Source organism: Bacillus sp. IS1 (assembly GCF_032461585.1).
GTDB lineage: Bacteria > Bacillota > Bacilli > Bacillales > Bacillaceae > Bacillus > Bacillus velezensis.
Genome location: NZ_JAWCWR010000003.1, coordinates 244557 through 256558 on the forward strand (window position 1 = coordinate 244557; position 12002 = coordinate 256558).

Here is a 12002-nt window from a genome sequence, read left to right on the forward strand (position 1 = left end):
AACCATACGTTCGTGTTCTTCGCCCATTACACTATACCTTGTTTTTTCAAAAGCGTATAGAATTGAGGCTTAATGTTCAAAAAATCGCCGAATTCATGATTAAGAAGAAAAAAGCTTCGGCTGAACGTATTCCGTTCCCTCTCCTTCTTGATCCGTCTGTGAATTATATGGAACGACTTTGTATGAAGCCCCTGAAAACAGATTGGCGTACGGTATGTCAAAGCTGCCTTTTCCTTTCACCGAATCCAGAAGCTTGTCTTTTCCGTCTTTCTTCTCATATATTCGGTAAACAACCCGATCATCCTTTTGAATATCCCATTTTAATTGAACCGTAATCAGTCCCATCGCCTTAAATGTATAACGGGCCGACAGGGACTTTACCGCCTCCAGCTCAATCGGGCTGCCCAGTTCCTTCACATTTTCAGGCTTTTTGAATGTCCGGCCGTTTTCCCCCGCTTTTGTAACGATATCTTTAAAGAGTCTGACCGGGTATTGGCTTCCGCCTTTCAGGTAATGGGTTTTATCCGTTTTGTCATAGCCCATCCAGACGGCTCCCGTCAGTCCGGGAGTGTATCCCGCAAACCAGGCGTCCTTTGTCGCGCCGGGGACGCCGGTAAATGTGGTCGTGCCGGTTTTCCCCGCCAGGTCACCTTGATAGCTGCCTTGTGAAGCGGTTCCTTCTTTTACGACCTGCTGAAGCATTCTCGTCATATTCCATGCCGTCTGTCCGCTGAAGACGCGCGTTTTGCCGTTTTTAGGCCCGGACAACGTTTCTCCGTCTTCGTCCGTGATTTTCTCTATAAAAAATGGCTTCGTATACATTCCGCTTGCCGCAAAGGTATGATAAGCTCCGGCAAGCTGAAGCGGAGTAACGCCTTCAGACAGACCGCCCAGCGCAATCGCGAGTCCGTTGTCAGAAATGTTCATACCGTTTTTCTCAAGATACGATTTTCCCGTATCTACGCCGATCTGCTTCAATGTCCAGACAGCGGGCGCATTTATGCTGTAAGTGATCGCATCCTGCATCGTCACTTCCCCCTTGTACTGTCCGTCATAATTTTTCGGTTCATACCCGTCGTAGGACGTGAGTTTGTCTTGGAGAAGCGAATACGGTTTGAACTTGTCTTCCTGCATGGCGGGCCCGTATACGGCAATCGGCTTAAACGTTGAGCCCGGCTGCCGCTTCGCCGTAACCCTGTTGTATCCTTTTGTCACGTAGTCGCGTCCGCCGACCGCCGCGCGCACGCCTCCGGTTTTATTATCAATAAAGACGGCGCTTCCCTCTGCCGCTTGATCCGTCCCCGGAAAATAGCCGCTTTCCTTCATGAGGGTGTATGCCGTTTTCTGCAGCTTGGAATCAAGTGACGTCCGGATCGTATAGCCGCCTTGAAGCAGCTGTTCACCCGACATCGAATAACGGGATTCCGCCTCCTTGATGACAAGATCGATATAACTGTCAAACCAAGGCGTTTCTGATGTTTTCTTGACATGAAGCCCCAATGTCCGGCCCTGGGCTCTGACGGCTTCCTTGGCGCTGATATAGCCTTGGTCGTTCATCATTGCAAGAATCGTATCGCGGCGTTCTTTATTTTTATCCGGATGCTGAATCGGCGAATAAAGAGATGGCGCCTTCGGAATCGCTGCCAGAACGGCTCCTTCCGCAACGGTTAAATCTTTTACTTCTTTATTAAAGTAGTAGTGGGACGCGGCTTGAATGCCGTAAACGCCATGGCCGAAATAAAGCTGGTTCAGGTACATTTCAAGCAGCTTGTCCTTGCTGTAATCACGCTCAAGATTGATGGCGATAATGACTTCCTTCGTCTTGCGCAAAAATGTTTTATCATGAGTCAGAAAAATGTTTTTCGCCAGCTGCTGGGTGATCGTGCTTCCGCCTTCCACCTTGCCGCCTGCTAAAACATCCCGGAACACCGCCCGGCCGACAGACTTCACATCAATGCCGTGATGTTCGTAAAACCGTTTATCTTCAACGGCGATAAAGGCATCTCTCACATCTTCCGGAACCTGCTGAATGGATACCGGCTCGCGATTTTCCGTATAGAGGCTCGCGATTTCATCACCGTTTTGATCGACGATTTTTGAAGATGCGTGCAGTATTAATTTCTTTTCATCGATGACATAATGGCCGAGAAATATAATGATAATGTATCCGATTAACGCGAGAAAAGCGGTTGCCGCCGCAATTACAGCCGGAATAAAGAATCTTTTTTTCTTTTTCAGCATAAGTCACCTCGCCTTTCTTAACTTGTAGTATGGGAAATATTGTTTCGAATTATGTCAGAATGAGTCGCCAATAGAAACTTATACCACTCTTTTGATATACTAGCAAGCAGGAGGTGGCTGATATGAAGGTTTATATTACATACGGGACAGCCGATTTTTTAAAGACGATTGCAAAGAAACACCCGAGTGAGAATATGGTGCTGATGCAAGGGGAGGATAATGCGGTTTTAATTCATGAAACAAATGGAGAAACCGTTTTTCAGGCGCCCCATTCCTATGAAAGCATCGACAGCGTCGGGGAAATCAAAAATCCGGGCTACGCCGTCCTCAACAACATCGCCGTTACCCAGGAAGGCCGTCCGCTGTTTGAAAACCGGTTTAAAAACCGCGCCGGCAAAGTGGAAAATGAACCCGGTTTTCAAGCCATCCGCGTATTAAGACCGCTCGAAGGCGATACGTATGTCATTTTGACCCTGTGGGAAGAGGAAAAAGCCTTTCAGGATTGGCAGCAGTCAAACTCTTATCAGGAAGCTCATAAAAAACGCGGAACATCTGCCGGCATCGACACGACGTCTATTTTCTCCCGGCCGTCTTATGTAACCGCTTATTACGCAATAGACTAAAAAACCGCCGGAGATTCTCCGGCTTTTTTAATGTCCCGATTTTACGCTTCGTTCTTTGCACCTTCCGCCCGCCTATGAATAACCTGTAGCAATCCTATTTATAAACGGAGTGGTTCAATTGGGGATCGGCGTCTACTCGGTACATCTGCTTTATGTTGCTTTTATCGCGGCCATTATCGTTTTTATGCTTCTCAGAAAAGATACAACCTTTATTTCACTCGCCGGCATTTTTGTGATTGCGCTATGGACGACGCATTCATTCTCCGCTTCGGTCAGCAGCCTGTTTCACAGCTTCACGTATGCCGCCGGAGAATTGCTGCCGACAATTTTTATCATTTGTTTTATCGTGGCGATGAGCGGCCTTTTGACCGAAACCGGTATTAATGAAGCGATGATTTCTCCGTTTGCAAAGCTGATGAAAGGGCCGGCTGTCGCGTATTGGGTTATCGGCTGTCTGATGTTTGCCATCTCTCTTTTTTTCTGGCCGTCACCAGGGGTGGCGCTGATCGGCGCTGTGCTGCTTCCCGCAGCGATCCGGGCGGGCCTTTCTCCGATCGCCGCGGCTATGGCGATGAACCTGTTCGGCCACGGATTCGCTTTATCGGGGGATTACGTCATTCAGGCGGCCCCGAAATTAACGGCCGATGCCGCGGGCATTCCCGTGGGCGATGTCATGCAGGCAAGTATTCCGCTCGTTTTGATCATGGGGTTAACGACGACAATCACCGCTTTCTTCCTCATCATGCGGGATCGAAAAAAAACGAAGGCCCCCCTCTCCTTGGACAGCTCCGGTTCTTTGGACACAAGTATGTATCTTCCGAAAAAACTCAGGGTGATCCTGGCGGTTTTCATTCCGCTTGTTTTTCTCGCCGATATTATCTGCATGATCGTATACCGTCTGCAGGGAAACGAGGCGACGGCACTCGTCGGAGGAACCGCGATCGGCATTCTCCTGATCGTTCATTTCATTGTATATAAAGAGCGGCATTTAGAAAAGATCACCGAGTATTTTATCGGCGGTTTTCAATTCGGCTTTAAAGTATTCGGCCCCGTCATTCCGATCGCGGCCTTCTTTTATCTCGGTGACGCGGGGTTTAAAAGTATTTTGAACACCCCGCTGCCGAAAGGATCTGCGGGGATCGTCAATGACCTCGGATTGGCCCTGTCCCATTCTTTTCCGATGTCCGGAGAATTCGCCGGCATCGCCCTGGCCGCAGTCGGTGCGATTACCGGGCTCGACGGGTCAGGGTTTTCCGGTATATCTCTTGCAGGCTCGATGGCAAAGCTGTTTTCTGCCGCGCTTCATACGGACCCGGCCGTTTTAACGGCGCTGGGCCAGATTTCAGCGATCTGGGTCGGGGGCGGAACATTGGTCCCTTGGGCACTGATCCCCGCTGCGGCTATTTGTAAAGTTGATCCGTTTGAGCTTGCCAGGAAAAACTTTATCCCGGTTGCGGCCGGGCTAGTCGTCACAACGATCGCCGCCATCATCATTCTCCCGTAGCAAAAGGATTGAAATCTTCTGACATTTTCTATACAATCATGGGAAAAGCAGACGAGGGGGGCATCGCTTTTGACGTTAACGACACTTCAAAAAAGCTTAAACGCTCAGCTTGACGGGCTGTATGAGGAAATGGTTGAAATCAGGCGTCACCTTCACATGAATCCCGAGCCATCCTTTAAGGAGAAAAAAACACCGGCGTTCATCGCCTCATTTTATGAAAAGCTCGGCGTCCCCATCCGGACGAATGTCGGGGGCAACGGTGTCACAGCCTATATTGAAGGCGGTGAACCGGGACCGGCCGTGGCACTCAGAGCTGATTTTGACGCTTTGCCGATACAGGATGAAAAAGATGTGCCCTATGCTTCACAAATTCCCGGCGTCATGCACGCCTGCGGGCATGACGGCCATACGGCGGCTCTGCTCGCGGTCGGAAAAGTGCTGTACCGCAACCGGGAAAAACTGAAAGGGTCATTTGTGATGATCCACCAGCACGCTGAGGAATTATCTCCCGGCGGAGCACAAGCAATGATTGAGGATGGCTGCCTCGAACATGTCGATGCCATTTTCGGCACTCACCTTTGGGCGACTGAACCCGTCGGAACGGTCTTATGCCGCCCGGGCCCAGTGATGGCCGCCGCTGACGGCTTTACGATTAAAGTCATCGGCAAAGGCGGCCACGGCGCGATTCCTCACGATACGAAGGACGCCGTTTTAATCGGCTCACAAATCGTCACGGCTCTTCAGCATATCGTCAGCCGGCGGGTAAATCCGGTGCAGCCGGCCGTCATCTCAGCCGGCTCGTTCACCGCTGAAAATCCGTTTAACGCGATTGCCGATCAGGCAGTCATATCAGGCACCGTCCGCTCGTTTGACGAAAGTGTGCGCAGCCTGCTCGAAGCAGAAATAGAAGCCGTCGTAAAAGGAATCTGTTCCATGCACTCCGCTTCCTATGAATATCGTTTCAAGCGCGGTTATCCCGCCGTCGTTAATCATCCTGAGGAAGCGGCGCACGCTGCGGCAGCCGCAGCGGAAACAGACGGCGTCACGAAGGTCGTTGAAGGAGAGCCGCAGATGGCCGGAGAGGATTTTTCCTATTATCTGCAGCATACAAAAGGCGCATTTTTCTTTACGGGCGCCGCTTTAGAAAACGCGGAAACCATTTATCCTCATCATCATCCGAAATTTGATTTTAATGAAAAAGCGATGCTGACGGCCGCCAAGGTGCTTATCGGTGCCGCGGTGAGCTACCCCCGCTGACATAAAAAACAGCCGGTACATTACGTACCGGCTGCTGTGATTCTTAAATGAAAAACGTGCCTTGCCGTCTCACCGAGCTGTGACAGCAGTTTATAATTGGCCGCTCCGCCCACGGCGGCTCCGACGACCGGCAAAAGCTGAAACAATTTCACCACGTCCAGATAATCGCGGTATTCCTGCTGAAAAACTCTCCAATCGACATCATGCTTTTTCGAATCCCACTGTTCAATCATTGAGTATATGCGTTTCCGCTGTTCACCGCTTGAGAAAGCCAGCTGAAAAATAAACAGCAAAAACAATCGTTCATCCCTGTCTTTCACATCATAACCGTAAATGGAGGCAAGATCGAACAGACATTTCATTTTAATGGATAGCAGCAAAGGAAAATCAGCCATCCCTAAAAAAATTCCGCCGGCCCCCGTACCGATACCTTCAGCTGCCGCGACCTTTTGGTACGATGCGACGGTTTGTCTGGCGAGAGCATCTTTTTCAGCAAGCGTCATACCGTTTGTATCCCGCTTGCTTTTCACCAGATTTGAACCCGCCATTGTTGCTTCGGTCATTTTTTTAATGCTTTCTGTGATGACGGCATGAATTTTATCGGGAATCCGCTCATTGATTTTCGCCTGCATTCCTTTAGAAAAGCGTTCAAGCATGGAATCTTTGCGCAAAAAACGCGCTTTCCATTGCAGTGCTTCCTGTATCAGCTGCTGATCGTCGGTCATCTGTGTCTCCTTCTTTCATTGAGGTTTCAAAAACCCGATTGATTACAGCTTGCCGTACTTTTTCAATCTTCCGCCCATATACGAAGGCATGATCACAAAAATCAGAACGGCTGAAGCAACAGCCGCATACAGCGCCCCGCTGACTCCCGCGGCATAAGCTGACGCTGCACAGAACAGCAGCGCCTGCACGGTTAACGCCGATTTCATCAGCGAAAAGAAACTTTGCAGCTTCGCTTTCTGGTTGACCGGGTAAAGCTCCTGTAACGACAGATGATGAAAATGCCCGAACAGCGGCAGAAGCTGTATCCCCGTAATAAAGACGGTAAATACGGTTAACGCCGCCGTTATCCACGGATTGGCGGAAACGAGCATAATAATCAGGATAAAAATAATCGTGAGCCTGACCTGAATGCCGAGATAATCATTTGAACGCAGAAAGGCCCGCGCATACATATAGGAGAACGTTTTCCGCTGTTCAAACGGAATCATTCTGAGCAAAAAGTCGAGATACGCCCGGCGTTTTGCCTGTTTCTTTAGGTGAGGCACATCGGTAAACAGATTGGCGATTCTGTAAAACCGCTGCTTCCTTCTTAATTCATATTCAATATGGGCTTCCCATTTTAATGATTTATGTTTTGCGGCCGATGTGAAATACACATAAAGGCCGGCCATCACAATGTAGACGGCGGCAGCGTACACATAAAACGACTGTAAGACGAAGTATAAAAGCAGCATATTGCAGATAAAGCGTATGACCGCATCCATCATTTTCATGCTTCTGTCATTCATAAACGTCATCCGCCACTCCATGGCCTGATTCCACGCTTTTACCGCCAGCATCTGAATAAATACGGCGGCATACGACGCAAGCGACGCCCCCGGACTTACAGCGAAAAACAGAGGCATGCATACAAGCGACAGGGCAATAAGCGGAAACAGCTGTGACAGATAGCTGTACTTAAATGAATGCTTAAAGTATGTCCCCATTTTCGGTTCAAGCGGCAGCAGAAACACGAGGTCCGCTTCCTTTAACAGCGTCCGGACGTATGAACCGGTCAGCACAAATGAAAAGAGCACCGCCATCACCCAAAATGACGGAAAATGAACGGGAATGTCTTTGACCCACTTGCTGTACCAGCTCGCCGCGCCGGCAATAAAAAAGATCAGCACAATGACGAGATGATCATTGAGCATATATTTCATATACATTCTGGTTTCCTTTATATGCTCTTCAAGCCGGGACTGCCAAATCGTAGACATATTATTCATGGCCGGCGTCTTCCTTCGTCAGTTCGATATACAAGTCATCAAGAGCTGCGTCTTTCATGCCGAACTGCTCTCTCAGTTCTTCCAGTGTGCCGCTTGCCCGCACTTCGCCGTTATGTAAAATAATGAAAGCGTCACAGTAGCGCTCTGCCGTAGCCAGGATATGCGTTGACATCAGCACGCTTGATCCGGCTTTTTTCGCGGCGTCCATCCGCTCCAGCAATGCATTGATCGCAAGCGGGTCAAGGCCGAGAAACGGCTCGTCAATGATATAAAGCGAAGGCTCCGCGAGAAACGCGCACATGATCATGACCTTCTGCTTCATCCCTTTGGAAAAGTGAGCGGGAAACCATTTCAGCCTTTTTTCCATTCTGAATTCTTTCAGAAGCGGAGGAAGCCTTTTTTCAAGCGTTTCTTTGGAAAGGCCGTACGCCATGGCCATCAGCTCCAAATGCTCTTTGAGCGTCAGTTCTTCATACAGCACCGGCGTTTCGGGGATGTACGTAAATTGCGAGCGGTAGCTTTCCTTATCCTCCGAAAACGTCTTGCCGTTCAGCTCGATCGAGCCTTTATGCGGGTCCATTAATCCGATAATATGCCGGATCGTCGTGCTTTTGCCCGCGCCGTTTAATCCGATGAGTCCGACAATCTGGTTCGGCTCAAGGGTGAATGAAACATTTTTTAAGACCGGGTTCCTCGTATAACCGCCGGTTAAGTCTTTTACCGATAGCAGAGACATAATTTCTCCCCTTCTGATTCGTTTTTCTTCATAGTACCAAAAATAAAGTCTGATTTGAAACGATTCCCTTTTTTTCTCACGTGAAAATCGTGCATAGTTATCGTTTTGGCGGACATCATAATGTATGTAGAAGGAAACAGCTTTAATCAACTGAAAATGAGGTGTTTATAAAAGACGTCTTAGAACAGTTGGATGAAAATCAACATGTCCTGTGCTTACAATTTCTTCACACACTGCTTTGATGATGTTCTTCATTCATGATGAAATAATCAAATGAGGTGTTTGTCCCAGGAATGATTAAGCAGACCCATAAGTCTTCATTTTAAAAACAAATGAGGTGCTTACAAAAGGCATATTCAATTTTCTGTGATAAAGCTCGTACTTCTGCATCAGGGTGAACGCGCAGCCGTTCATCCTGTTTTTTGTTTTGGCCGTTTTTGTGGTACGATGAGAATATACATATATTTCTTTTCAGGGAGGAAACCCATCTATGCACAAAGCGGACGATTGTATTTTCTGCAAAATCATTGCCGGTGACATTCCGTCTTCAAAAGTATACGAAAATGAACACGTCGTGGCGTTTCTTGATATCAGCCAGGTCACAAAAGGCCATACGCTCGTGATTCCGAAAACACATATCGAAAACGTGTACGAGTTTACGCCTGAGCTTTCTAAAGAATATTTTGAAGCGGTGCCGAAAATCGCACGCGCCATCCGCGATGAATTCGAGCCGATCGGGCTGAATATTCTCAATAACAACGGTGAAAAAGCGGGCCAATCGGTGTTCCATTTTCACATGCATATCATTCCGCGTTACGGAAAAGGCGACGGTTTCGGGGCTGTCTGGAAGACCCACGCCGAAGACTATACGCCTGACGATCTTCAGGAGATCGCTTCAACCGTCAGAAAACGGCTTGCCTCATCTTAAAGATGAGGTTTTTTTGCATCCGGAAACACAAAAAACATAAATTATATTTTTTTATATCAAAAAAATCAAAAAATTGTGATAGGATAATTGTATTATTTCTTACACTAAAGCGGAAAACAGGGAGAGATCGTAAACATGGAACGTACAACGAATTTCAATGCAGGACCCGCAGCCCTTCCACTGGATGTGCTGCAAAAAGCACAAAAAGAATTTGTCAACTTCAATGATACCGGCATGTCCGTCATGGAGCTGTCCCACCGGAGCACGGAATATGATGCGGTGCACCAAAAAGCCAAAAGCCTTCTGAAAGAACTGATGGATATTCCCGACGATTATGATATTTTATTTCTTCAAGGCGGCGCAAGCCTTCAATTCTCCATGCTGCCGATGAACTTTTTAACGCCGGAAAAAACGGCGCACTTCATCGTAACGGGCGCATGGTCTGAAAAAGCACTCGCCGAGGCGAAACTGTTCGGAAACACATCCGTCACGGCAACAAGCGCAGATTCAAACCACAACCACATACCGGAAGCGGACCTCTCAGGAATCAAAGACGGCGCCTATCTGCATATTACGTCAAACAACACGATTTTCGGAACGCAGTGGAAAGAGTTCCCGAATTCACCGATCCCGCTCGTAGCCGACATGTCAAGCGACATCCTGAGCAGAAAAATTGATGTCAAAACGTTTGATGTCATCTATGGCGGAGCCCAGAAAAACCTCGGGCCGTCCGGCGTCACGGTCGTCATCATGAAAAAATCATGGCTTGAAAACGAAAACGCCAACGTCCCTAAAATGTTGAAATACTCCACTCACACAAAAGCCGATTCACTGTATAATACGCCGCCTACATTTGCGATTTATATGCTGAGCCTCGTCCTTGAATGGCTGGCTGAAAACGGCGGTGTCGAAGCGGCTGAACGGCGCAATCAGGAAAAGGCCGATGTCCTGTACGGCACAATCGACGCAAGCGGCGGGTTTTACGCGGGGCATGCCGCAAAAGACAGCCGTTCTCACATGAACGTCACGTTCACCCTCCGCGACAGCAGTCTCACGAAAAAATTCGTTGAAGAAGCGAAAGCGGCTAAAATGATCGGACTCGGAGGCCACCGCTCAGTCGGAGGCTGCAGGGCGTCTATCTACAACGCCGTCAGCCTGGCTGATTGTGAAAAACTGGCTCAGTTTATGAGAAAGTTCCAGCAGGAAAACGAATAAATTTCTTCTAACAAAACGGTTCCTTTGATATACTGTTTGCATATCAATTTTTCCGGCCATCGCAATAAATGACGAGCATATTATTGGATGGCGAAAAAGCTTAGCAGAGGAGAGCTTAGTATGAAAACAAAAGAATTAGTCATTATGGCCCTGTTTGCGGCAATCGGAGCGGTGCTTCATTCCATTATGCCGCCGGTATTATTCGGAATGAAACCCGATATGATGCTTGTGATGATGTTTATGGGTATTCTGTTATTCCCCCGTGTGCAGAACGTGCTGATGATCGGGATTGTAACGGGAATCATTTCCGCACTCACGACATCTTTTCCGGGCGGACAGCTTCCGAATATCATTGAAAAACCGGTAACGGCGTTTCTGTTTCTCGCGCTGGCGCTTTTGGTGAAAAAGAGCGTGAAAACAGCGGCCGCCGCCGTCATTACGATAGCCGGCACCTTCATCTCCGGTTTGCTCTTTTTGGCGCTGGCCCTTCTGATTGTCGGCCTACCGGGCGGATTCACCGCATTGGTGCTCGCGGTCGTCCTTCCGGCGGCTGCGCTGAATACGATCGCCATTATCATTATGCATCCGATTGTGCAGACGATCTTAAAACGGTCCAATATGATTGAAACGGTGAAATAACCGCATACCGAAACCTCTTCCGGCCGGAAGAGGTTTTTTAATGTGTTTCAGCATGTTTTATACGAGAAGTTTTGTGAAAAAGATAAGGAACAATGCGAGGGCGGTTCCTGCTGAGCAGACGATGGCCTTTTGGCGGACGACCCGCTTCGGCGGATATGAAGCGGCCTGGCCGAGCAGTTTCAGGTAATAAACGGCGCCCGCCGCAAAGACAAGAGCCATACAAGATAAAACAATCATAAAGACAGACAACCTTCTCCCTCCTTTTCCCTTAAAAAATATGCTAAAATAAAGCAAGCTATGTATAGAAGTTTATTCTTCTGAACAAAAATGATAAAAGTTATGAGAAAAAAAACGGGGTGATTTCAAATGGCTGACGGACGTTCCCTTTTAACAGGCCTTTTCGTAGGCGGATTGATCGGAGGCGCAGCGGTGTTACTCTCGGCTCCTTCATCCGGAAAAGAGCTGCGGGGCAAAATCAAAGCGAATTGCAATTCAATTGAGGACACAATCAAACGGTTAAAAAAAGACGGAATGGCGCTTAAGGACCAGCTTGTCCAAACGGCGAAAGAAAGCGCAGAAGTCATTAAAGACGTAGGCGGAGAGCTTCAGACCAGCATTAAAAGGTGGCAGGAGGAAATCAAGCCGCACCAGCAGGATCTCCAAAAGGAAATCGCTGATATCGAAGAGAAAATCAGACAGCTGGAGAAAACCTTACAAAACTAATATCCTATACAACCAAAAAAAGTGCGGACCTATTGCGTTCCGCACTTTTTTTTGCGGTTTAAAGCCTTTCCCAGCAAAGGATTAAGAATTTATTATAAAATTCTTAAATTTTCATCTTTATTAATCTTTATTTTATTGGCAT

The 12002-nt window shown here is 48.1% G+C and carries 12 protein-coding genes; 7 read left to right on the forward strand and 5 right to left on the reverse strand.

The features are described from left to right. Window positions 1-99: 99 nt before the first annotated feature. Window positions 100-2241 carry a transglycosylase domain-containing protein gene (locus RUW00_RS14630; RefSeq protein WP_065180667.1) on the reverse strand — a complete coding sequence of 714 codons (2142 nt, stop codon included), beginning with the start codon at window positions 2239-2241 and terminating at the stop codon, window positions 100-102. Between the two features lie 122 nt (window positions 2242-2363). Between RUW00_RS14630 and hmoB the strand changes: the two genes are divergently transcribed. The 3 genes from hmoB (at window position 2364) to RUW00_RS14645 (ending at window position 5625) form a co-directional block, all read left to right on the forward strand. After that, on the forward strand, window positions 2364-2864 hold the full coding sequence (hmoB, locus tag RUW00_RS14635; protein WP_017417382.1) for a heme-degrading oxygenase HmoB: 501 nt from the start codon (window positions 2364-2366) through the stop codon (window positions 2862-2864). 118 nt (window positions 2865-2982) lie between these two features. Next, window positions 2983-4368, forward strand: coding sequence for a membrane protein (locus RUW00_RS14640; RefSeq protein ID WP_017417381.1), 1386 nt, complete (start codon window positions 2983-2985; stop codon window positions 4366-4368). A gap of 69 nt (window positions 4369-4437) precedes the next feature. Next, a complete protein-coding gene (locus RUW00_RS14645; RefSeq protein ID WP_209388065.1) occupies window positions 4438-5625 on the forward strand; it encodes a M20 family metallopeptidase in 1188 nt (395 codons plus the stop codon). A gap of 20 nt (window positions 5626-5645) precedes the next feature. On the opposite strand, the gene RUW00_RS14650 is transcribed toward RUW00_RS14645, so the two are convergent. The 3 genes from RUW00_RS14650 to RUW00_RS14660 are packed head-to-tail and all read right to left on the reverse strand — an operon-like array spanning window position 5646 to window position 8355. Continuing rightward, window positions 5646-6350: an EcsC family protein gene (locus RUW00_RS14650; protein WP_014417334.1), complete on the reverse strand. Its 705-nt coding sequence runs from the start codon at window positions 6348-6350 to the stop codon at window positions 5646-5648. A 42-nt stretch (window positions 6351-6392) separates the two neighbouring features. Next, entirely contained in the window at window positions 6393-7619 is a 1227-nt protein-coding gene (locus RUW00_RS14655; protein ID WP_007409219.1) for an ABC transporter permease, read from the reverse strand. Further along, on the reverse strand, window positions 7612-8355 hold the full coding sequence (locus tag RUW00_RS14660) for an ABC transporter ATP-binding protein (protein ID WP_280144980.1): 744 nt from the start codon (window positions 8353-8355) through the stop codon (window positions 7612-7614). The genes RUW00_RS14655 and RUW00_RS14660 overlap by 8 nt, the downstream gene beginning before the upstream one ends. Window positions 8356-8845: 490 nt before the next feature. On the opposite strand from RUW00_RS14660, the gene RUW00_RS14665 reads away from it, so the two are divergent. From RUW00_RS14665 to RUW00_RS14675, 3 genes are all read left to right on the forward strand, one after another. Then, complete coding sequence (locus RUW00_RS14665) at window positions 8846-9283, forward strand: HIT family protein (protein ID WP_007409220.1); 438 nt, start codon at window positions 8846-8848, stop codon at window positions 9281-9283. A gap of 135 nt (window positions 9284-9418) precedes the next feature. Continuing rightward, window positions 9419-10498, forward strand: coding sequence for a 3-phosphoserine/phosphohydroxythreonine transaminase (serC, locus tag RUW00_RS14670; RefSeq protein WP_022553600.1), 1080 nt, complete (start codon window positions 9419-9421; stop codon window positions 10496-10498). Window positions 10499-10618: 120 nt separating this feature from the next. Further along, a complete protein-coding gene (locus tag RUW00_RS14675) occupies window positions 10619-11137 on the forward strand; it encodes a tryptophan transporter (RefSeq protein WP_012117208.1) in 519 nt (172 codons plus the stop codon). Between the two features lie 57 nt (window positions 11138-11194). On the opposite strand, the gene yhzF is transcribed toward RUW00_RS14675, so the two are convergent. Continuing rightward, on the reverse strand, window positions 11195-11386 hold the full coding sequence (gene yhzF, locus RUW00_RS14680) for a membrane protein YhzF (RefSeq protein ID WP_007409223.1): 192 nt from the start codon (window positions 11384-11386) through the stop codon (window positions 11195-11197). Window positions 11387-11503: 117 nt separating this feature from the next. Between yhzF and RUW00_RS14685 the strand changes: the two genes are divergently transcribed. After that, on the forward strand, window positions 11504-11860 hold the full coding sequence (locus RUW00_RS14685; protein WP_007409224.1) for a YtxH domain-containing protein: 357 nt from the start codon (window positions 11504-11506) through the stop codon (window positions 11858-11860). Window positions 11861-12002 lie beyond the last annotated feature (142 nt).